A 21,353-nucleotide genomic window follows, 5' to 3' on the forward strand; every position below is an offset into this window, starting at 1 on the left:
AGCTAACATGTCCAGACCGTCCGATCCGCCCGCTCGTCCATCCCTGGTCAGCGTCTCGAAGTACCTGCCCTTCGAGGGTATCCGTCATGCGGGAGGCCAATACGCACTGCAGCACTATCGAGCGCTCCGCGACATGTTCGCGATCCACGTCGTCGCCCCATCGACACGCCTGAACCGCGATGCGTCCGCGACCGAGCCCGACCTGGACTACAGGCTGCTGCAGAGCAGGAGCCCTCTGTCGACGGACGCCGGCAAGCCCTTCGCCGATCTTCAGTCCGTCATCTCGGGAAGCAGCGCGCACCCCTGGTTCCGCCGTGCGCTGGCGAACGACGCGCCTTCGCGTGTGGTCCTGTCCGCAGCAGACATCGTCGAGTACCAGTGGTCGGAGATGTCGAGCCTCACCCGCTCCGTGCGCCGTCTGGCTCCCGGAGCGAAGACCGTCATCATCGCTCACGATGTCATCACGCAGCGCTGGGACCGCGCAGCCGAGCAGGCGACGAACCCGCTGAAGAAGTTGGCGTTCTCGGCCGCTGCTCGGGCGAGCAGGCGCCGTGAGCGTCGCTCGTTCGATGAGGTGGATGTCGTGATCACGTTCAGCGAGAAGGACGCCGCGCTGGTCCGCGAGCTCTCGCCCTCGTCTGCGCCGGTGGTGGTCCATCCCGGCTTCCCCGTGCCTCCCGCTCGTCAGCGGGACCGTCGGAACAGCACGGTCGTGTTCACCGGCGCGATGAACAGGCCCGACAACGACGAAGCTGCGCGCTGGTTCCTGTCCGCCGTCTGGCCGCGCGTATCCGAGACGCTGCCCGATGCACGCTTCCGGATCGTCGGGGCGAATCCGAGCTCCGCCCTTCGCGCGGCCGCGTCCCGCTCCGATGGAGTCGAGGTGACCGGAGCCGTCGAATCCTTCGACGACGTGTATGCCGATGCCGACGTCTGCGTCGTGCCGCTGCTCAACGGCGCCGGAGTGAAGTTCAAGACGATCGACGCGATGATGTGGGGCATCCCGGCTGTGACGACTTCCGTCGGTGCGGAGGGAATCGAGGGGGCAGACCTCCTCCACGCGGTCGTCGACGATCCCGACGCCTTCGCGGACGCCGTGATCAGTGCGCTGCGCGGAGCCGGAGAGGACACGGCGATCGCGGCCAGGGCCTGGGCCGTATCCGTGTACGGTCTCGACGCGTTCCGCGAAAGGCTCAGAGGTGTCTACGCCGCGCTTCTGGACACTCAGCCGCAGGAGGACGTCAGTCGCAGCCGGTGATCTGGTAGAGGACGGCGTCGCCTTCGGCGTCGATCTCGGTGACCAGATCGGATCGCCCGAGTCGCTCGAGACCACGATAACGATGCTCGTCGCCGTGGATCTCTTGCGAGCCGAAGTCAAGCACGTAGTCGACCCCTGACCGCTCGACCGCGTCGCAGACCTGCGCTTCCGATCCGCGCCGGGAGAGCTCGTCCATGATCTCCTGCTCGTCGGGGCTCATCCCCATCAGGATGTGCGGCATGACGACCTCGCGGTCGGCATAGGCGTAAGCCATCCCGGTCCCTGTCCACGGGGAGCCGATGATGAGCGCGTCGTCGGGCACCTCATCGGGAAGCCGCTCCAGCAGAGCGCGCTCATCCGTCGAGATGAGAGGCGATGTCTCGGTGTATCGGTATGCCACGGCAGCGGCGGTCATCGCCTGCGCCATCGCCAGCGCCTGGCCGGCGAGGAGCACCACGGCCCCCACGGACATCCCGACGACGACGGACCGCCGCACCGAAGGGGCTCCCACCTTCAGACGCACCCAGGCCAGCACCCACGCAGCCCCGACCGCCGCGAGCGGTACCGCCATGATGGGCAGAAGCGCCGCCAGGCGCGGAGCATTGTTGTACCAGGCCGCCGTCATGAGGTCGCGCAACGGCTGGAAAGGCATCGCGCTGGCGACCACGAAGAGCACGGTGACGGCGAGCATGAGGGCGAGGGCGACGACGTCCGCACGATGCCGGCGCTTCGCGACGACGACCACACCGACGACGAACAGCACCGCCATCAGCAGAGGGATCAGCTGGTAGCGCGGGGAGAGAGTGAGTGCCTGACCGAGCGCCTGGCTGATGGTCTGCTCTGTCGGCCAACCGCGCGCTTCGAGCGGCGGACGCAGCACACGCCACGCGATGAAGCTCACGAGAGCGAGCGCGCCGAACCCGATCGAGGTGATGATCACACGACGACGCTCCGGACGCGTGCGGAGGAATCCGATGAAGGCGAGGGAGACCGCGATCATGGAGAGGATGATCAGCGCGACGAGCGCACCGGGGTGCGCCACGGCGATACCGGGGATGAGTCCGAGCACGAGCAGGACGAGCACGGCGTCCGGAATCCGATCGTCATCGCCGTGGAGCCGCACGAGCTGGATGACGGCAGCGAGTGCCGCCGGCACGAGACTCACTCCGAGCAGGTAGGGATAGAGCACACCGTAATCGAGCATCAGCAGCGGGAACGCCGGAAGGAGCCCGCTCAACAGGACCGCGCCGACGACGATCGTCAGTCGTCTCCCGAAGAGCACCACTGTGAGGAGCGCGACCGTGGCGGGCCACACCACGGCGGCCGTCGCGATCGTCACTGCGTTCGTGGCGACCATGATGGTCGTGCCGGTGAGCTGGACGACGAGGGCGACGATCGAGTGCCAGGCTGCCGGGTAGAACGCCGACGCTCCTGGCGCACTCGTCATGCCGCCCACGCTCATCGGAGAGGCGTCCTGGGTGTCGAGGATGTACCGGACGGCATTCAGGTGGAAGACGTTGTCGAACGTCTGGGAGATGTTCTCCGGTGCCCCCACCACGAGCGCGATCTGAAGTCCGAACAGAATAGCCGCGACCACGAACGATGCCGCGATCATGGCCGTGCGGCGCGAGACCTTGTGCACCGAACCGTGGGTGCGGGTGAATCGGGCGACGAGGTACGCGACGATCGCCAGGCCGAGAGCGGTGACGAGTACCGGGAGCACCGACCAGGGGATGCCGAGGAGGCCTGCCCCCAGCGACGCGAGCACGATGACGCTCACCGACGCCGGAGCGGCGACCCCCCACGCCCAGAGGCCTCGCAGCGAGAGAGCCCTGGCGACGACGTATCCGGGGAGGAAGAGAAGGGCTACCGAGATGAGGATGACAGGCGCCGCCCCCAGCCAGCTCACGCGTCTTCCGCCTCGGGATACCGCACCTTGGGGTTGAAGGTGATCCCCTGCAGCCACTTGCCGAGGAGGCGAGCGCGAAGGTCGAGGGAGACCTTTCCGCGGTGCAGGCTGACGAACAGCCGGGCGCCGAACTCGAGGAAATGCAGGAGTCCGCGGTGGTGCAGCTGCCACGAGGCTTCGTTGCGCACGCCGTAGGCGAACTTCCACAGGCTCTTCCGGTCGACCATCGCGAAGTTCACGCCGCGGTTGTCGCCCATGTCATGGATCACCGAGCTGTCGAGCACCTGCACGCCGGGACAGCGGGCGGTCAGACGCAACGTGTACTCACGGTCGTCGAACCAGATGAAGTACTCCGCGTAGGGGAAGCCGTATTCGGCGATCGCCCACCGCGGGATCAGCACGGAGACGAAGGAGCACGCGGTGACCATCACGTTCTGCTGGCCCTTGACCAGGAGCCGTCCCCAGTCCCACGTCGGGACGGGATTGTTCATCTCGCAGATGCTGCCGTCCGTGAACTCCACGACCGAGCAGGCGAACGGCACGTCGGGGCCTAGCTCCGACACGGCACCATCGAATCCTGAGATCAATGCGGCGAGAGCATCCGGCTTCGGGTAGCAGTCATCGTCCATGATCCAGACGTGATCGGCACCGGAAGCGTACCCCCGGCGCATACCCTCGGTGAATCCACCGGCTCCTCCCGAGTTGGTCGCCATGGTGACGACCTCGACGGGCACCGGGAGCTCGAGGCCCGACAGGTACTCCGCGGTACCGTCGGTCGAGGCGTTGTCGATCACGAACAGCGTCTCCACCGGGTGCGTCTGCGCGGCGATGGAGGCGAGGACGGTCTTGAGCTTCTCCAGCCGATTGAAAGTGACGACCACCGCTGCGACGCTCACCACGAGCTCACCTCTTCCTTGAACCATGAACTCGCGGACGGCTGCGACAGCAGCTTCTTCTCCGCCTTGCGTTCTTTGCGCCAGAGCGACTCCCTGGCCTTCTCGTCCCCGATGAGCGGCGCGACGGCATCCGCGAGTCGCCGTGCCGCGCGGTGCGCGAAACGTGGCACGAGAGCGGGAGCGGGGATGATGTCACGCTGAGCGCCGACGTCTGTCGAGACGACGGGCACACCGTGCGCGATCGCCTCCAGCGTCGTCAGCGTGAGTCCCTCGTTGTGGGACGACACCACGAGGACGTGCGCTTCATCGAGCGTCTCGGCGACAGGCGTATGAGAGGTGCGACGGACGATGTCGTCGGTCATGTCCGCTGCGGCGATGATGTCGTCCACCCACCCGGCGAGCTCGCCGTCTCCATGAAGGATGTACCGCACGGAATAGCCCTGGCGCTTGAGGTGACCGGCCATCGCGACGAAGACCTCCGGCGCCTTCTGTCTCGCAAGCCGGCCGATGAAAGCGACGGTGAAGGTCTCCCCCTCAGCCCTGGACCGGAAGACAGCATCCTTCGGCTTGACCGTGAGTCCACCCAGCGGAGCCATCACGACCTTCTCGGAGGGAATGCCCTGCACCTCGGTCATCCACCGCGCGAGGCTGGGAGATATGACATGGTGCTTCGTCAGGGACTCGGCCGCGATCGCGCTGCTCAGCGGATATCCGCCCCCTCGGTACTCGACGATGTGAGTGCTGTCGATGATCGGGATGCCCGGCCGTGAGGCGGCGATCCATGCGATGCGGTCATACAGCCACTGGTTGTGGTGGATCACGACGCCGCGCACGTCGAACGTGCGCAGTAGAGCTCGCAGCAGCGGCTCGATACCGGGGGTCTGCGACTCGACCGTGGGCTCGGAGAACGGGATGAGCAGCGCGCCGTCGAGCTCCGGCCTCGTGATCCACGGCTGGTGGGAGTCACGGTTCGTCAGCACGATGGGCAGGAAGCCGGCCTCGCGCACGAGTCGGACGGTTTCGAAGGCCCAGAGCTCGGCCCCTCCGAGCTGGAACCAGTGCAGACCGATGATCACGGCCTTCTGTGCGCCGGCGGGCGTCTGCGCGGCCGGGACGATGACGTCGTCCTCATGGAGTTCGCCCGGACGGAACTCCGATGCGTAGTGACGGCGCTGCACCGGCGTGTGCAGCTGGCGCCGGAACCGGAGAAGCGACAGATCGCGGAGGTCGTCGTAGAAGAGGGGTGCTCGGGCCTTCACCTGCCGTGCGACACGGCCGATCAGGTCCTGGCGCGGCATCTGATAAGGATCGGACTCCAACACCACGTCGGCCGAGACGTGCAGGTGCCGTGTGTGCGAAGCCGTGAGTGCGGCGGACGCGGCCTCGGAAGGAAGAATCGTGCGGCTCTCCGGTGCGACGGTGCTGACGACATCGAAAGTCGTCAGACGACGCCTGTTGAACCGCGACATGCCGTCGAAGGTGCTGTCGTCCGTGAGCCGCGGGGGCGTCTCACGCGTGCCGTCGTAGAGATGCACGCGGAGTTCCCGCTCCGGCGCCATCAGGGCGTGGAAGTTCAGCGCCCCCACCAGCAGACGACGCTCCCGCAAGGAGAATTCCGTTCCCGTCCGCTCGTCCGAGAAGCGAAAGAGGGCGGGTTGATCGAGAGCTTGGAGAAGTGTCACGAGTACCTGTTGCTTTCGGATCGACGGACGCACAGACCTCGGCGAGCCTATCAGCGACACCAGGCGTCACCCTGGGTCTCGGCTGTGCCACCACGGCGGGCATCCGGTCCCTCCTGGTTGCCAGGTAGCGCCCAGAGTCACTCGTATGATTGTCTCCGGTGCGCGCGAGACGGTCGGCGCATACGGAAGGTGGATTCGCGGTGCAACAGGCTCGCACGCTCGAGGCGCAGAGGTTGACGACCCCCGGCGCGAATCGAGGACTTCTCGAAGTCTTCCGACAGCGCTATCTCCTCTCGCTCATCGTGCGGAAGGAAGTGCAGATCAGGTACCGGGGCTCCATCTTCGGCTGGCTCTGGTCGTACGTGAAGCCGCTCGTCCAGTTCGTCGTCTTCTTCGTCGCCATCGGCGTCTTCCTCGGTCTGAACGATCGAGTCGAGTTCTTCCCGATCTATCTGCTGTCGGGAATCACGGTCGTCACCTTCTTCAACGAGGCTTTCTCGAACGGCACGCGCTCCCTTGTCGACAATGCGGCGCTCATCAAGAAGATCTATCTGCCCCGTGAGATGTTCCCCATCGCGAGCATGATGATCGCCGCCGTCAACACGGTTCCGCAGATCATCGTCGTCGTGGGGATCTCCCTCTTCTTCGGGTGGGCGCCTTCCCTGGCGTCGGTGGCCGCGATCGTGCTCTCGCTGGTGATCATCGCCGTGCTGGCGAGTGGTCTCGGGCTGTTCTTCGGCGCGATCAACGTCACGTTCCGCGACGCGCAGAGCTTCGTCGAGATCATCGTCATGGTCGCGATCTGGGCGTCGCCCGTCATGTACGAGTGGACGCAGGTGGCCCGTGTCGCACCGGAGTGGCTCTTCGTGCTCTACCGACTGAACCCGATCACGGCGGCCGTCGAGCTGTTCCACTACGGCATCTGGTTCCCCCTCGGCCCCGACAACGCCTCTCCTCTCCCCGACCTCTGGATGTACGGGCTGATCGCCCTCGTGACGTCTCTCGCCGCGCTGGTGATCGGCCAGCTCGTCTTCCGCCGACTGGAGGGCCGTTTTGCCCAAGATCTCTGAGCCCCTGACGCAGACGCTGCCCCGCGTCGTGATCGACGACGTGCACAAGACCTTCAAGCTTCGTCACACGCATTCGATCAAGGAGACAGCCCTCGCGGCCATCCGCCGTAAGCCGCTCACGACGAACTTCCACGCGCTCGACGGAGTGTCGTTCGAGATCGGCGAGGGCGAATCGGTCGCGCTCCTCGGCTTCAACGGCTCCGGCAAGTCGACCATGCTCAAGCTGATCTCCGGAGTGCTCGAGCCCGACACGGGCACCGCCCTCACGCGTGGTCGAGTGGCCGGACTCATCGAGGTCGGCGCCGGCTTCCACCCCGATCTCTCCGGCAGGGAGAACATCTTCCTGAATGCCGCGATTCTCGGCATGAGCAAGAAGGAGACCGAGGCTCGCTACGACGAGATCGTCGCCTTCAGCGAGATCGAGAAGTTCATCGACACCGAGGTCAAGCACTACTCCTCCGGGATGTTCCTGCGCCTGGCCTTCTCCGTGGCGATCCACACCGAGATGGATGTGCTCCTCATCGACGAGATCCTGTCGGTGGGCGACGAGCCCTTCCAGAAGAAGTGCCTCGCCCGCGTTCGAGAGCTGCACGCGCAGGGGAAGACCCTCGTCGTCGTGAGCCACGACCTCAACATGGTGTCGAACCTCTGCGAGCGCGGCATCCTGCTCAAGGGCGGGAAGGTGCACTTCGACGGTCCGAGCAAGGACGCCGTCGAACTGATGCGAGCCTGATTCAGAGGTCCGCGTGCAGTCCCCAGAGGCGTTCGGCTGAACTCGCCCAGGAGAAGGCCCGCGACCGATCGGACGCGAGCACCTTGAGGCGTTCGGCGGATCCGCCTGCCGCATCCTCGACCGCCTCCGGGATCGCTTCCCCGGGGACGACCCTTCCGCCGTCGGCGATGACATCACGATGCGAACCGCTGTCGACGGCGACGACCGGCAGTCCCAGCGTCATCGCCTCCACGGCACGCCACGGCCATCCTGCCGTGGCGTCAGCGGCCACGTACGCCGAGGCACCCTCGAGGACACCAGCACGGTCTTGGGCCGACAGGGCGCCTCGCACATGCACGCGTCGCTCGGGGAGTCCTGACGCGGAGGCCACCTCCACGTAGCGGGGCTCCGATCCCTCCGGTGCGTCGATGACGACGGCATCGAGACCGGCAGCCACCGCTCCACGGAAACCTTCCGCCACCTCGGTGACGGATCCGGTGAGCACCAGATATCGGTCAGCCGGCGACAGCGCACCGCGGTGGCCTGACACGTCGCCGGCACCGCTGAAACCCTGCGGCGGGGCACCCGCGATCACCCGGATGCGGTCGCCGAGCTTCGCGAGCTCGGAGAGTCTCTCGGCGACGGCATGAGAGGGCACCACCACCGCGTCCGCGTGTCTCACGGCACGTCTCAGCATGCCGCGCTGCCACGCGACGTTCCCCTTGGACAACTGCTCCGGCGCGTCCCAGGCACGCAGATCCCACACCGTGACGGTCGTCTGATCGTTGTCGTGCAGCCGGTCATGCCGGACGAGCGGCGCCATCAGGGTCGGCGAGTGGATGAGCCCTCCGCCGACACCGGGAGCGATCCCGAGCTGCCAGGCCGCGGCGAGCTCACGCCGCCCCATGGCGAGCGTGCGCACGTCGACGATCCCCGCCACCGGTACGGAAGCACCTGCGGGGACGATCGCATCGACCGCGCATCCTGACGGTGCCGTGGCGACGAGACCCGCGACCAACCCGACCGCTGCCTCCGCGTGGTCGGGATCGACGACGCTCGCGAGCTGATCCAGAACAACGCGTAGCCGAGCACCCATGGCCCCAGGCTATCCTCGCGATGTCGCTCCCCCGCGGAGCACACCGCCGGAGACACGCGAATGTCAGCGTTCGCACAGTTTCCGCCCACCACGGCGGCAGAGGTTCGTGCTTGAATGCTCGAGTGAGCGATGGCCGACTTCCCGTCCGACGCCGATGGATCGGGTGGACCGTCGGCGTTCTTCTGTCCCTTCTCGTCATAGCGATCGGCTGGGTCGCCATCCGAGGGTTCGGCGCAGTGAACGATCTGCAGCAGGTGGCCAAAGGGGCCGCGCAGCTGAAGGCGGCGATCGCGGCCGGCGACCTCGACGCGGCGAAGCCCCTCGCCAAGAGCATCGCGCACAATGCGGAATCCGCGCACGACCTCACCTCCGACCCGGTGTGGCACGCGTTCGGAGCACTGCCATGGGTCGGCCCCAACTTCAGTGCCGTCAGCGACATCGCCGAGATCGCCGACGACGTGTCATCCGACGCACTGACGCCGCTCCTCGACGTGGCGGCGGACTTCGATCTGGCGAGCCTCGGCTTCACCGGCGGCTCGATCGACCTCGCACCGTTCGCAGAGATCGCAGGTCCCCTGGGAACCGCCGAGACCGCACTCACGGCCGCGCAGCAGCAGGCGCGTCGCATCGACGCCGATGCGACGCTCCCCCCGCTGGCCGATGCCATCCGCACCATGCGTTCCTCCGTCACCGAAGCAGCGACGGTGGTCGGCTCGCTGCACGGTGCTGCCGTGCTGCTGCCGACCATGCTCGGCGGCGAAGGCCCTCGTACCTACGTGCTCGCGATGCAGAACAATGCGGAGCTGCGCTCCTCGGGGGGAATCATCGGGGCGATCGCGCTGCTGCACGCCGAGAACGGAAGGATCACGCTCCAGACTCAGGCGTCGACCCGCGACTTCCCCCCGCTCGACACCGCCCTGCCGCTCAGCGACTCGACGACCGCCCTGTTCGAGGATCGTCCAGGTCGCTATCTGCAGAACATCACGAGCATCCCGGACTTCCGCGAAGCAGGCGCCGCGATCGCCACGCGGTGGCAGGGCCGATTCGGTGGAACCGTAGACGGTGTCGTCGCCGTCGACGCCGTCGTGGCGAAGCACCTGCTCGCGGCCACCGGCGACCTCACGTTCGGACCTTTCACGGCGAGCTCCGACAACGTCACCGACATCCTTCTCTCGCAGATCTACGCCGCTGTCCCCGACCCTGCGGTGCAGGACGAGATCTTCGCGCAGGCCGCAGGGGCGCTGTTCGGCGCCGCGCTCTCCGGCGCAGAGCCGCGCGCCCTGCTGGGAGCACTCGCGGAGTCCGCCGCGGAAGGACGCATCCGCATCTGGAGTGCTCATGAAGATGAGGAGGCCGTGCTCGCGGACTCCGACCTCGGCGGCACGATCCCCGCGGACACCGCCGATGCGACCTATGTCGGCGTGCTGATGAACGACACGACCGGCGGCAAGATGGACTACTACACCAGGGCGTCCCTCTCCACGTCCGTCGGCACCTGTCAGGGCGAGCCGACGACGCAGGTGCGCGTGACGTGGACCAACACCGCCCCCGCCGACGCCGCCACCTCACTGCCCACCTACGTCACTGCCGACGGCTTCTACGGCGTACCCGCTGGCACGGTGCGGACTCTGATCGCCGTGTACGGCCCGGAAGGAGCGACGCCTTCGCACATCGATCGCGACGGCACGGAAGAGGGTGTGCAGACCGCGATGCTCGGCGACCGCTCGGCGGTTCAGCACGAGGTGTCGCTCGCGCCCGGCGAGTCGACGACGATAACCGTCGAGTTCCAGGGCACGGGTGCAGGGCTGAGACTCACCGAGGTGCTGCACACCCCCCTCATCGACACTCCCGAGACGACACGAGAACCGCTGCGATGCGCTTCGTGACTTTCGCCGCCCGATAGGGTATCGTCGACTCACTGGGGAATATCTGGCGTCTGTCATCCTGCCGTGGGGGCAGGAAGACGCCACGCAGTTGGACGCAGGGGTGTGTCCAAAGGCGATTCCGCGTGAAATTCTGGGGAGAAATCATGCTGAAGAAACTGGCTGCCATCAGCCTTGCCGCCGGCGCGCTCGTCTTCGTCGCGCCAACCGTGGCCACCGCTGCGCCGACTGCACCTGTCGCGTCGTCCGATTCCTATCCGACGCCTCCCGGCGCCAAGGTCGGCGACCCCATCATCGACATCTGCGAAGCCTCGACGATCGTGTTCGGTCCCGGCTACTTCGTTCCGTCCGAGAACGTCAACGTAGCGGTGTCCGGCTACAACGCCGCGAAGGCTGCGATCTCGGGCAACACCGCTGCCGCTGACGGGAGCATGACGCTCACGTTCCGCCCGCCGTCCGACGGTGAAGGCTCCTACGCGGTCGCCTTCAACGGCTCGCGCTCGTACACCGCGACGATCACCGTGTCGCACGGGCACGATGCCGCGGCCAGCTGCGACCACGATCCCGGCGTCGCGGCTGCCGGCTCCGAGCTTCCCCTCACCGGGGGCGGCATCGAGCTGGCCCTGACCGGTGGAGACGTGTCGCCGTGGATCCTCGGCGGCGGAGCAGCAGCTCTGGTGGCCGGCGGAGCCCTCGTCGCAGTGGGAGCCTCGCGCCGCAAGCGCGCCTAGGTCCGGCTGCCGCCTCGTGCGGTGGTCGACTGGACGACGGTGATCCCTCCCCCTCCGATCACCGTCGTCTGGTGCATCCGGTGGAAAGTCGCCGGAAGCCCACGGCTGTCCTCCTCCGGGAGGTGGCCGTGGGCTTTGTCGCGCGTGGGCTCAGGAGCGACGGGCACGGCAACACGGCTTCGCTCTGGCCGCCGCGGGAAGGCCAGGGCTCCTCCGAGACTCCCGATCACGGCGAGGGCGTCGGCGTCGCCGTCGGCGGGTGCAGCTTCTGCTGGATCATGTCGCGGATGAACGCGTAGTCCGGCTGGTGCTCATCCACGCCCGAATCGGGTGTGAGCTCGATCGTGGTGACCGGCTGCTCCTTCGCCTTCAGCATCAGGTCGAAGAACTCGGGCAGCTTGTCGGAGGGAAGGTCGGTGCTGATCAACGCCGTACCCGCCGCCGCCACCTCGTTGAAACGTGTGAGCACCGTCTGCGGGGTGAACTGCGCGAGAATGGCCGCCTGTAGCTCCCGCTGCCGCTTCATCCGATCCCAGTCGCTGGTGGTGTACCGCGAGCGGGCGTACCACTGCGCCGTGTCGCCATCCATGCGCTGTGTGCCGGGCTCGATCCACCCGATGGCCCACTCGTTCACATCGCTGCCCGTCCACCCCTCGGGCGGACCGCCCTTCGGGAGTCGCTCCGTGACGTTGATCTCGACTCCGCCCAGCGCGTCCACGAGCTCAGCGAACCCGTGCATGTCGACGAACACGTAGTACGGGATCTCGATTCCGAGGATGCCCTCCGCGGCGTCCTTCGTGGCCTCGATGCCCGGTTCCGACCCCTTGGCGACGGCGTCGGGGTAGAGCCCCTTGCCGCCGTCCTCCCGGCAGACCTCTGCGGCGTTGCGCACGTGGTTCATCCACCCGTTCCAGCCGCAGGTCGAGGAGCCATGCCCCTCGAAACCGTTGGGATACAGCTCCTGCATCGGGCTGCCGTCGCTGAACGGCGCGTTCGGGAGTTCTCGCGGGATGCCGGTGATCGTCACGGCACCGGTGTCGGCATTCACCGAGACCACAGAGATGCTGTCGAAGCGCATCGAGTCACGGCCGTCGCCGCTGTCGGCTCCGAGGAGGAGGATGTTGTAGTAGCCGTCGCTGGGCGCGACGCTGGGCCCGCTCTGACCGAAGATCGATCCGATGGTGTTGCGGACGGATCCCACGGCCGTGGCCGCATAAGCCGCCCCGCCGCCCACGAGTCCCAGGAGGACCAGCGCGACGACAGGGATGGCGAGCCGGGACGCGGTGGGCACCTTGACGAGCCTCACCATGCGCAACGTGTCGAACGTCAGCACCGCCCAGAGCACGACGTAGCCGACGAGCAGCGCCTGCACGAGCGTCAGGACGACGGTGGAGAAGAACCCCCCACCGATCGTGAGCCACAGCAGGACGGGACGGGCGAACAGGGCGAGCGCCACCGTGACGATCGCGAGGAACCAGGCGAGCAGAGTGGCGCCGAGCCCGAATCGACCGAGTCGCCGATTGCCCGCGACGACCTGCGCAGAGCCCGGGACCAGGAGGTTCAGGACGAGCAGCCACCAGCCGCGCTTGGTCATCACGCCGGGGTCGGCGGAGTCCGGGTGCCGCAGCGGCCGGGTCTCGATGAGTGGGCGCTGTGATGCGCGCGGAGGCGCAAGGGTCACAGCGAGCCCTTCAACCGTTCGTTCTTCTCCTCGACCTGCGCCTCGAGGTCGCGGGCGTACTCCTCGACGCGATCCGCGAGCGCGGCATCCGATGTCCCGAGGATGCGCGCGGCGAGCAGACCGGCGTTGCGGGCTCCGCCGATGGAGACCGTCGCCACCGGGATGCCTGCGGGCATCTGCACGATGGACAGGAGCGAGTCCATGCCGTCGAGGAAGGCGAGCGGAACCGGCACTCCCACCACGGGAAGCGGCGTCATCGAAGCGAGCATTCCCGGAAGGTGAGCAGCTCCCCCGGCACCGGCGATGATGACGCGGATGCCGCGGGACCGTGCGTCGCGCGCGTAGGACATGAGCTTGTCGGGGGTCCGGTGCGCCGACACCACCTCGACCTCGTGCGGTATTCCGAAGTCCGAGAGGGCCTGAGATGCGTCGCTCATCACACGCCAGTCGGAGTCGGATCCCATCACGACGCCGACGAGAGGTGCGGCGGAGGAGTGCAGTGGCTCAGTCACCAGATCAGGGTACGGTCTGGTGCTGTGAGATTCCCCGAACGGCACACCTCTGGTCCCGCATGTTTCCGGGAGTCGACCATGCCGGCCGCTGATCAGTCGAAGTGGGCGGCGACGGCTCTCGCGACGTAGACCGCATCGTCGAGGTCCACATCCGCGACGTTCACATGACCGACCTTGCGACCGGGCCTCGGAGCCTTCCCGTACGTGTGGATCTTCGCCTGCGGGTGCTCCGCCATCGCCGCACCGAATCGCTCGTCGATGGTGCCCTCAGCCGGCCCACCGAGGATGTTCACCATGACGGACCAGGGCGCCCGCGGCGCAGTGCTGCCGAGCGGAAGGTCGGCGACCGCACGCAGGTGCTGTTCGAACTGGCCGGTGACGGCACCGTCCTGGCTCCAGTGCCCACTGTTGTGCGGACGCATCGCGAGCTCGTTCACGAGGATTCGCTCGTCGTCGGTCTCGAACAACTCGACCGCGAGCATCCCGGTCACCCCCAGCCCCTCGGCGATGGAGCGGCCGATCTCCTCGGCGACCTCCGCGAGTCGTTCCGTCGCAGCGGGAGCGGGAGCGATGACCTCGGCGCACACGCCGTCACGCTGGACCGTCTCGACCACCGGATACGCGACCATCTCGCCACCGGCGCGACGCGCGACCTGCTGCGCGAGCTCACGCACGAACGGGACGAGCTCCTCGACGAGGAGCGCGTCACCCTCGGCGAGCGCCGCCAGCCAGTCCTGCGCCTCCGCGGCCGCACGCACGACGCGCACGCCCTTGCCGTCGTACCCGCCGCGCGGCGTCTTCACCACGCCGGCGCCTCCGTGTCCGTCCAGGAAGGCCTGGAGTTCGGGCTCCGTGCGCACCGCAGCCCATTCGGGCTGAGGAACTCCGAGTTCCGCGAGGCGCGTGCGCATCACGATCTTGTCCTGGGCGTACTGCAGCGCGTCCGGTCCGGGGTGGACGACCACACCGCCGTCGACCAGCTGACGAAGGACATCCTGCGGAACGTGCTCGTGGTCGAAGGTGACGACATCGACATCGGCCGCGAATGCACGCACGGTCTCCAGATCGCGGTAGTCGCCGACGGCCGTGGCCGCGAGCCCGGCGGACATCCCCTCATCCTCGGCGAGCACTCGCAGTTCGAGTCCGAGCTCGACCGCCGGAGCGATCATCATCCGTGCCAGCTGTCCTCCGCCGATCACGCCCACACGCAGCGCCATGTGCCGCCTCCATTCGTCCTTCCCATTCTCGCGCACCGATCATGGCGCGCACGACAGGTTGCGGACACGGTGGTGCGATGGTGCTGCTCTCCCGTGCACCTGCACGGTGCACCCGCCGCGGTCGACTCGCGGTTCAGTCGCCGACGGCCTGTGCGTCGCGATGGGCGAGGATCTGCCCGACCTCGATCTGGTCCGCGAGCGTCTCGTGCACGAGGGTCACGTTGGGGACGTTGGGCAGTCGGAGGGGAGCATCGACGCCGTTCGACAGGACGATGGTTCCGGAGCCCCACAGGCGCTGCAGCGGACCGCGACGCACGGCGATGGTATAGCCGCGCGCATGAGACATCTCATGGCGGCTACGGGCTCCGAGCCCCTGACGGGCGATGACCCGTCTGGTGGTGACCGTCGTGGTCCGGGAGTACCAGATGACGAACGGCAGCACGACGGCGAAGAGCACCAACGCCCCGGCAGCGGCGAGGAGCATCCAGTCCTCGAAGCCCTCCGGCAGGTTGCCGAAGAAGTAGCCGGTGGCCCCGAACGTCGCGATGAGCACCACGGCAGACCAGAACAGGCGCCGCGCGTGGCTCCGGAAGCGCGCGATCAGCAACTCCTCCGAAGGCGTTCCGGGCGGCGGCATCAGGGGCCGTCCGCCGAGCGTCACAGGCTGGGTCACCCCACCATTGTGCCCGTGATCTGCGACAAAGCCGTCTGTGCGGCGGCGTGTCAGCTTCCGGCAGGCCGCACGTGCACGACGTCACCGGCCGAGACAGCATGTTCCCGACCGCCCGCCACCACGAGAAGACGGCCTTCCGCGTCGATCGACGACGCCACGCCCTCGAGTACCGCTCCGGCAGGCATCGACACCCGCACCGCCTGCCCGAGGGTCGCACACAGCGCCGAGACGATACCGTGCAGACCGCTGGCGACTGCGTCCTCCGATGCGGTGAGGGCGGCCAGATGGCCGTCGAGCGTCTCCAGGTACACCGACAGCAGCAGGTCCTCGTCCACGGCAGCGCCCACAGCGGCGAACGACGTCGCGGTGGGCAGCGGAAGCTGTTCGCGTGTCATCGCCGTGTTGACGCCGGCACCCACCACCACTGCGTCCGTGGTCGCCTCCGCGAGGATGCCGCAGATCTTGTGTGCGTCGACGAGCACGTCGTTCGGCCATTTCATGGAGACGTCGTGACCGGGAAGCTGCGCGGCGATCGCCTTCACCATCGCGGCGCCGGCCGCGAGCGGAATCCACCCACGTGCTGTGGGCTCCGCCGGCAGCGTGCGCAACAGCACCGAGACGGCGAGGGCCGAGCCGGCGGGAGCGACCCAGGTACGGTCGAGACGGCCGCGTCCGGCTCGCTGATCGCGGGTCACCAGAGTCGCCAGGTGCGGCCACCCCTCGACCTCATCAGCGTGCGCCCGGAGGTCGGCGTTCGTGGAACCGGTGTGATCCACCTGCACGAAGCGGGGCACGATCGCGCTCGACAACGGGAACCGCATGCTCAGGCGTCCTCGTCGTCGGCTTCTTCGTCGTCATCGTCCTCGTCGTCACGGACGCTCCCGACCTCGCGGGAATGCCAGTGCTCCCACTCCTGCATCAGGCGTTCGACAGCGGCATGGAACTTCGCCGTCGCCACCCCCTGCGTGGTGTCACCGAAGTAGTGCTGCACCCACATCCGGAGTCGGGCGATCGCGGCCTCGTCGGCCCGGACCCTCTCGACCTCCGCCACGATGTCGTCGGCACCCTCGACGGTGAGCCACTCGCAGTCCGACAGGTAGCCCTGCGTGTCGATCGAGGCTTGCTCGTCGATCGGCCGGGTGATCATGAGCGGCTTCCCTGCCGCGAGCCTGTCGTAGACCATGGCGGAGATGTCGACGATCGCGACATCGGCGGCTGTGAGCTGCCAGCCGAGTTCGGGGGCCGCGTCGTAGACGTGATGAGCGGTCGCATCGGCGGCGTTCGCAGCCTCGATCGCCGCCACGATGCGTCGATGCGCGGCACCGTACTCCTCGTCGACCACCCCGCTGCGGGGGTGGGGACGGTAGATCACGCGGTGAGCGCCGGTCGCCAGCAGACGGGTCACGAGGTTCTCGCCATGCGAGGCGATGGAGCCGTAGTGCGCGCTGGGACGATCTCCCTCCCAGGTGGGCGCGTACAGCACGACGGTGCGCTCGTCCGGCGTGTAGGGAAGCGTCCCGGAGTAGTGATCCGCCTGCGGGCGGCCGATCTCGATCGTGCGGCGGTCGACGTCGTAATCCCAGAGCGTTCGTGAGAGCCGGTCCCGCGCGGCCTGCCCGGCGACGAAGGCGTAGTCGTATGCCTTGTACTGGTTCGTCGTCATGTACATCTTGTCGGACTCGCCGTGATTGATGAAGACGTGCCAGCGCCGTCCGTACCGGAACATCTGGAAGTTGCGGGTGTTCTGGTTCACGTAGAGCACGACACGGATGTCCTGCGTCGCGATGAAGCGCTCCAGATCACGCACCGTCGGCACGAACGCCACCGGCGGCGAGTCCTCCTCGATCAGCTTCTCGGCCCCGGTCGCCTGTCGGGAGAGCACCACGACGGGCCAGCGCTTCGACAGCTCGATGAGCGGGCGGTACCACTGGCGCATCTGGTACATGTTCACGGCACCGTCGGCGAAGTAGACCGCGACCTTGAAGCGACCGGCGGGAAGCGGTTCCTGCTCCGCGAGGTGCCGCCGCACGCGCTGCACCGCCGAGCGTGACGCGAGCGCCCGCTTCAGCAGACGGTATGCCTTCTTCGCGTCAGACAGTGCACCCATCCCTCCAGGATAGTTCGTCCTGCTCTCGCCCATCGGCCGTGGGCGCCGCTTCGCGCTGACCGAGGAGCGCCGTTCCCGCACCCCTCAGGGAACGTCCGTCGGCGCCGTGCCATGATCGTCATGTGCCCGCAGACGAATTCCCCGCTCCCCCTTCCGGGGTGTCCTTCGTGATGCCGGTGCTCAACGAGCGCGCATACCTCGAGCATGCGATCGCCTCGGTGCTCGCGCAGGACGTCGATGCGCCGATGGAGCTCGTGCTCGCGCTCGGACCGTCGACGGACGGCACCACCGAGCTCGCACGCCGACTCGCCGAAGCAGACGACCGGATCCGGTTGGTCGACAACCCCGCCGCGCACATCCCGGTGGGCCTGAACGCCGCCATCCGCGCGAGTCGCTATGACACGATCGTGCGCGTCGACGCGCACTCCGAACTCTCCCCCGGCTACGCCGCCCGCGCGATGCAGACCCTGGAGCGGACCGGGTCGGCGAATGTCGGCGGGGTGATGCACGCCGAAGGGCGCACTCCGTTCCAGAAAGCGGTCGCGCGGCTCTACAACTCCCCGGTCGGACTCGGCGGCGGCGCGTACCACGGGAGCGCACACGAAGGCGAGGCGCAGTCGGCCTACCTCGGTGTGATGCGACGCGAGGTGCTCGACGAGGTCGGCCTGTTCGACGAGTCGATCCGACGAGGCGAGGACTGGGAACTCAACCTGAGGATCCGTCAGGCCGGACACCGCGTGTGGTTCGACCCCGCCCTCTCGGTGACCTACTGGCCGCGGGAGAGCTGGCTGCGCCTGGCTCGACAGTTCCGGGCGACAGGAGCCTGGAGGGGTGAGCTCGTACGCCGATTCGGCAGGAGCAACGGAATCCGCTACTTCGCTCCCCCGGCGCTGGTCGTGGTCATCGCCCTCGCGGTCGTCCTCGCTGTGCTGCAGGTGACGGGGGTGCTCGCCGGAGCGGCCTCCCTCGTCGCGTCGATCCTCGTCTACGGACCGCTCGCGCTGTACCTTCTTCTCGTCCTCGGGGTCGCGCTCGCACCCGGCGGCGGCGGTGTCCGCCAACGACTCTGGACGATCCTGGTGCTGCCGACGATGCACGTCTCGTGGGGACTCGGCTTCCTCGGCGGTGTCCTTCGCGGCGCCCGCGACACCGTGGATGCCTCGCGTCTCGGCACCCGCAACACGCCTCTGCCCTGAACCAGCGGCAGACACCAGCCCACATCACTGGGCGCTATCAGCGCGTGACGAACCCCAGATCGAGGATCCGGTCGACCACCCGCTGGGCGGCGTGACCGTCGTCGCGAGAGTTGAACTGCCTCCGCCAGGCGGTGTACCGCTCCGCGTAGGCGGCCTCGTGACCTGAGTCGGCGAGCGCGGTGGTGAGCTGCTCCTGCGTGCGCACGAGCGGCCCCGGTGCCCTCTCGGCGAGATCGAAGTAGAAGCCGCGCAGCTGTCCGCGGTAGTGCTCGATGTCGGGGACCAGGAAGTACATGGGCTTGCCGGTCACGCTGAAGTCGAACATGACCGACGAGTAGTCGGTGATCAGCGCATCGGCGGCGAGCAGCAGCCGCGCGGTCTCCGGGTACCCGGTCACGTCGATGACACGCGCACCTGCGCGATCCCGCCCCTGCTCCAGGGTGCGCGAGTGCCCGCGGACGAGGACCACGGCGTTGGCCTCGCGTGCCAGCAGCTCGGCGTCGACGAAGTCCACCATCTCCGCGCGGTCGTCCCGCCAGGTCGGCGCGTAGAGGAGGACGCGCTCATCCGCTCCGATACCCAACGACGCGCGGACCGCGACGGGATCCCCCGTGATGAGCGCGTCGTTCCGCGGGTAGCCCTCCACCCAGATCGGGCGTCCGAAGAAGGCGTAGGCCTTGCGGAGGATGCGTTCGGAGTAGGTGTTCTGCGCCAGCAGGACGTCCCAGCGCCGTGACTCCTTCACCACAGCGGCCATGCGCCGGGGGTCGAAGCCGGGGCGGTGCAGGGCCAGTCGCTTGAGCGGAGTGCCGTGCCATGTCTGAAGCACCTTCTGACCCGGCTTGCGTGCGAAACGTCGGCGCAGCCAATCGTTCACCACGAGCAGCCGGGCCGCCCCGCGTGCGTGCCACCACTGCGGGCTGCCCTCGACGACGGCGATCGCTCCTTCGGGGACCTCGACGGAGAGGTCGACGACGCTCCAGTATCGCCGCACCTCGGGAGCACGCTCCGCGAGTTCGCGATCGATGGCCCGCGGGTTGCAGCCCACGCTGCGGCCGTAGAAGCTCTCGAAGAACACCGCGTTCTCGGTGCCGCCCGTCTGCGCGACGTAGCGCTCCTCCAGGGTCGAACGTCCTTCCGCGGTCTCGTAGACCGGGTCGATCGGAGCGGCGATGCGGACGGTGCCCGCGTTGACGGCGACGCGGACCCCCGTGAGCACCGTGGGCGGCAACTGCAGCTCATCGAGATCGACACCGGGGATGCGCAGATCGTAGGCTCCGGTCGGCAGCGGGAGGGAAGGGCCACCCCACCGCGACGCCTGCAGCGGGAAGGTCGCCTTCCAGGTTCTCCCTCCGCCGGTGAGGCGGGCCTCGACCTGCGCTCGCGGACCCACGAGCTCAGCCGCTTCCGGTCGCTGACCGGTCCCTTCGATGATCAGGGCCTCCGCCGCGTCATCGATGCGGGCCGTTGTCATACTGCTCCCTTCGGCGCGGGTATCCCCCGCGCGCGGATGACCTGGTACACGCGCTCTGTGTTCCGTCCGTCCCGATATGCATGCATCTCCGCGCTGAGCGTAGCGGAACGCTCCGACGCCGCGTCGCGCACGGCAGCATCGCCGAGGAGCGCGTCGAGCTGCATCAACAGGCTCGTCCAGTCGGAAGCCGCATCGGACCCCGCGACGTCCTCGAACCGGCCGTAGAAGCCGCGGGTGCGGCCGTACTCCTCCGCATCCGGAGCCAGGAAGAGCACGGGCATGCGCAGCAGACCGACGTCGTACGCGAGCGAGGAGTAGTCGGTGATGAGCACGTCGACCGCAGGAAGCACGGGGGTCACGTCCGCCAGCAGAGACGAGCCGAGCGTGCGTACCCGCCTGCTCGGAAGGGGCGGCGCATACCCGCCCTCGCCCAGCGGATGGGAGCGCACGAACAACACGGCGTCGTGCTGCTCGAGAACCCGCAGGATGCGGATCCACTCGTCGCCGGTGGGGACCGCGGGGTCCGCGGCACCGTCGCGCCAGGTCGGCGCGTACAGGATGATGCGCGAGGTCGCGGGGACATCGCCCGCGACTCGACAGAGCAGGGCGGACGCGTGCGACCGCACCTCATCGGCCGGTCCGGAGGAGAGCACGTCGACTCGGGGCTCCCCCGTGACGACGACGCGGTCGTCGCCGAGGCCGAACGCCGACTCCAGGCGCCCTCTCGCGCGGTGCGAGGCCGCGGGGAGCACACGGATGCGCTGGGCGGCCGCACGGTACAGGACCCCGACCGCGCGACTCAGCAGCGCCGCTCCGGGGATGGCGGGGACCTCCGTCGTGGCCCGGGAGTCCAGCCCGATCCGCTTCAACGGAATCCCGTGCCAGAGCTGGACGACGAACCCGCCCCCGTTCGCGTAGCGGTTCACGTCGCCCAATCCGTGGGTCACGACGAGCACGCCCGCCCGCGCTGTCGCCCACCAGCCTCGCAGCCCGCTCTTGCGGACGAAGCGGATGCCGAGTGCGGCGGCGTCGCGGTCCTCGCGCTCCGACGAGGTGAGCCATACCGTGTCGTGACCGAGCCGCGCGGCATGACGCTGCAGCGCGAGGGCGCCGTCACCGACCCCGGCTCCACAGCCGAAGACCCAGCGCCGTCCGCGCGGCAGCACGAGCGTGCCGATGCGTCCGACGGCATACAGCGGGATCCGGAGCAGCTTGGCCGCATTGCCGGTGCCGAAAGAGAAGGACGCCACCCCGCG

18 protein-coding genes are annotated in these 21,353 nt (G+C 68.1%); 6 read left to right on the top strand and 12 right to left on the bottom strand.

Features of this window, described 5'->3' with window-relative positions; all coding sequences use genetic code 11:
* Positions 1–7: 7 nt before the first annotated feature.
* Positions 8–1,258, top strand: coding sequence for a glycosyltransferase (locus tag AB4070_RS04915; RefSeq protein WP_441979145.1), 1,251 nt, complete (start codon positions 8–10; stop codon positions 1,256–1,258).
* Here the strand turns inward: AB4070_RS04915 and AB4070_RS04920 are convergent.
* From AB4070_RS04920 to AB4070_RS04930, 3 genes are read right to left on the bottom strand one after another with little or no spacing between them, the layout of a single operon-like run.
* The gene (locus AB4070_RS04920) at positions 1,242–3,167 is read right to left on the bottom strand and encodes a DUF6541 family protein (RefSeq protein ID WP_441979146.1); all 1,926 of its coding nucleotides are present in this window, start codon (positions 3,165–3,167) and stop codon (positions 1,242–1,244) included. The two genes, AB4070_RS04915 and AB4070_RS04920, sit on opposite strands and share 17 nt — an antisense overlap.
* The gene (locus AB4070_RS04925) at positions 3,164–4,063 is read right to left on the bottom strand and encodes a glycosyltransferase family 2 protein (RefSeq protein ID WP_441979147.1); all 900 of its coding nucleotides are present in this window, start codon (positions 4,061–4,063) and stop codon (positions 3,164–3,166) included. Before AB4070_RS04925 ends, AB4070_RS04920 begins: the two co-directional genes overlap by 4 nt.
* Complete coding sequence (locus AB4070_RS04930; protein WP_441979148.1) at positions 4,060–5,670, bottom strand: glycosyltransferase; 1,611 nt, start codon at positions 5,668–5,670, stop codon at positions 4,060–4,062. Before AB4070_RS04930 ends, AB4070_RS04925 begins: the two co-directional genes overlap by 4 nt.
* A gap of 308 nt (positions 5,671–5,978) precedes the next feature.
* Between AB4070_RS04930 and AB4070_RS04935 the strand changes: the two genes are divergently transcribed.
* Entirely contained in the window at positions 5,979–6,815 is an 837-nt protein-coding gene (locus AB4070_RS04935; protein ID WP_218867324.1) for an ABC transporter permease, read from the top strand.
* On the top strand, positions 6,808–7,548 hold the full coding sequence (locus AB4070_RS04940; RefSeq protein WP_371861874.1) for an ABC transporter ATP-binding protein: 741 nt from the start codon (positions 6,808–6,810) through the stop codon (positions 7,546–7,548). The genes AB4070_RS04935 and AB4070_RS04940 overlap by 8 nt, the downstream gene beginning before the upstream one ends.
* A gap of 1 nt (position 7,549) precedes the next feature.
* Here AB4070_RS04940 and AB4070_RS04945 read toward each other — a convergent pair whose 3' ends face one another.
* Positions 7,550–8,623 (bottom strand): glycosyltransferase, encoded by a 1,074-nt coding sequence (locus AB4070_RS04945; protein ID WP_441979149.1) that lies wholly within the window; start codon positions 8,621–8,623, stop codon positions 7,550–7,552.
* 122 nt (positions 8,624–8,745) lie between these two features.
* On the opposite strand from AB4070_RS04945, the gene AB4070_RS04950 reads away from it, so the two are divergent.
* Together AB4070_RS04950 and AB4070_RS04955 are read left to right on the top strand one after the other, a co-directional pair.
* A complete protein-coding gene (locus AB4070_RS04950) occupies positions 8,746–10,509 on the top strand; it encodes a DUF4012 domain-containing protein (protein ID WP_441979150.1) in 1,764 nt (587 codons plus the stop codon).
* Positions 10,510–10,652: 143 nt separating this feature from the next.
* A complete protein-coding gene (locus tag AB4070_RS04955; protein WP_046749531.1) occupies positions 10,653–11,237 on the top strand; it encodes a hypothetical protein in 585 nt (194 codons plus the stop codon).
* A 226-nt stretch (positions 11,238–11,463) separates the two neighbouring features.
* On the opposite strand, the gene AB4070_RS04960 is transcribed toward AB4070_RS04955, so the two are convergent.
* From AB4070_RS04960 to AB4070_RS04985, 6 genes are all read right to left on the bottom strand, one after another.
* A complete protein-coding gene (locus AB4070_RS04960; RefSeq protein ID WP_441979151.1) occupies positions 11,464–12,918 on the bottom strand; it encodes an LCP family protein in 1,455 nt (484 codons plus the stop codon).
* A complete protein-coding gene (gene purE, locus AB4070_RS04965; RefSeq protein ID WP_282846583.1) occupies positions 12,915–13,382 on the bottom strand; it encodes a 5-(carboxyamino)imidazole ribonucleotide mutase in 468 nt (155 codons plus the stop codon). The genes AB4070_RS04960 and purE overlap by 4 nt, the downstream gene beginning before the upstream one ends.
* A 140-nt stretch (positions 13,383–13,522) precedes the next feature.
* Positions 13,523–14,647 carry a 5-(carboxyamino)imidazole ribonucleotide synthase gene (locus tag AB4070_RS04970; protein WP_441979152.1) on the bottom strand — a complete coding sequence of 375 codons (1,125 nt, stop codon included), beginning with the start codon at positions 14,645–14,647 and terminating at the stop codon, positions 13,523–13,525.
* Positions 14,648–14,780: 133 nt separating this feature from the next.
* Positions 14,781–15,284, bottom strand: coding sequence for a PH domain-containing protein (locus tag AB4070_RS04975; RefSeq protein WP_441980542.1), 504 nt, complete (start codon positions 15,282–15,284; stop codon positions 14,781–14,783).
* An 86-nt stretch (positions 15,285–15,370) separates the two neighbouring features.
* The gene (locus AB4070_RS04980) at positions 15,371–16,141 is read right to left on the bottom strand and encodes a biotin--[acetyl-CoA-carboxylase] ligase (RefSeq protein WP_441979153.1); all 771 of its coding nucleotides are present in this window, start codon (positions 16,139–16,141) and stop codon (positions 15,371–15,373) included.
* 2 nt (positions 16,142–16,143) lie between these two features.
* Entirely contained in the window at positions 16,144–17,427 is a 1,284-nt protein-coding gene (locus tag AB4070_RS04985) for a CDP-glycerol glycerophosphotransferase family protein (protein WP_441979154.1), read from the bottom strand.
* Between the two features lie 122 nt (positions 17,428–17,549).
* On the opposite strand from AB4070_RS04985, the gene AB4070_RS04990 reads away from it, so the two are divergent.
* Positions 17,550–18,623, top strand: a complete 1,074-nt coding sequence (locus AB4070_RS04990; protein WP_441979155.1) for a glycosyltransferase family 2 protein — start codon at positions 17,550–17,552, stop codon at positions 18,621–18,623.
* 37 nt (positions 18,624–18,660) lie between these two features.
* Here the strand turns inward: AB4070_RS04990 and AB4070_RS04995 are convergent, their stop codons facing one another.
* Both AB4070_RS04995 and AB4070_RS05000 read right to left on the bottom strand, forming a co-directional pair.
* Positions 18,661–20,097: a CDP-glycerol glycerophosphotransferase family protein gene (locus AB4070_RS04995; RefSeq protein ID WP_441979156.1), complete on the bottom strand. Its 1,437-nt coding sequence runs from the start codon at positions 20,095–20,097 to the stop codon at positions 18,661–18,663.
* Positions 20,094–21,347, bottom strand: a complete 1,254-nt coding sequence (locus tag AB4070_RS05000; RefSeq protein ID WP_441979157.1) for a CDP-glycerol glycerophosphotransferase family protein — start codon at positions 21,345–21,347, stop codon at positions 20,094–20,096. Before AB4070_RS05000 ends, AB4070_RS04995 begins: the two co-directional genes overlap by 4 nt.
* Positions 21,348–21,353: the final 6 nt, after the last annotated feature.

The organism is Microbacterium sp. 2RAF4 (assembly GCF_052115285.1).
GTDB lineage: Bacteria > Actinomycetota > Actinomycetes > Actinomycetales > Microbacteriaceae > Microbacterium > Microbacterium oxydans.

Excerpts from the sequence above, each read along its gene's own strand:
- AB4070_RS04915 (WP_441979145.1), top strand. The coding sequence starts at position 8 with ATGTCCAGACCGTCCGATCCGCCCGCTCGTCCATCCCTGGTCAGCGTC.
- AB4070_RS04945 (WP_441979149.1), bottom strand. The coding sequence starts at position 8,623 with ATGGGTGCTCGGCTACGCGTTGTTCTGGATCAGCTCGCGAGCGTCGTC.
- AB4070_RS04955 (WP_046749531.1), top strand. The coding sequence starts at position 10,653 with ATGCTGAAGAAACTGGCTGCCATCAGCCTTGCCGCCGGCGCGCTCGTC.
- purE (WP_282846583.1), bottom strand. The coding sequence starts at position 13,382 with ATGGGATCCGACTCCGACTGGCGTGTGATGAGCGACGCATCTCAGGCC.
- AB4070_RS04970 (WP_441979152.1), bottom strand. The coding sequence starts at position 14,647 with ATGGCGCTGCGTGTGGGCGTGATCGGCGGAGGACAGCTGGCACGGATG.
- AB4070_RS04975 (WP_441980542.1), bottom strand. The coding sequence starts at position 15,284 with ATGCCGCCGCCCGGAACGCCTTCGGAGGAGTTGCTGATCGCGCGCTTC.
- AB4070_RS04980 (WP_441979153.1), bottom strand. The coding sequence starts at position 16,141 with ATGCGGTTCCCGTTGTCGAGCGCGATCGTGCCCCGCTTCGTGCAGGTG.
- AB4070_RS04985 (WP_441979154.1), bottom strand. The coding sequence starts at position 17,427 with ATGGGTGCACTGTCTGACGCGAAGAAGGCATACCGTCTGCTGAAGCGG.
- AB4070_RS04995 (WP_441979156.1), bottom strand. The coding sequence starts at position 20,097 with ATGACAACGGCCCGCATCGATGACGCGGCGGAGGCCCTGATCATCGAA.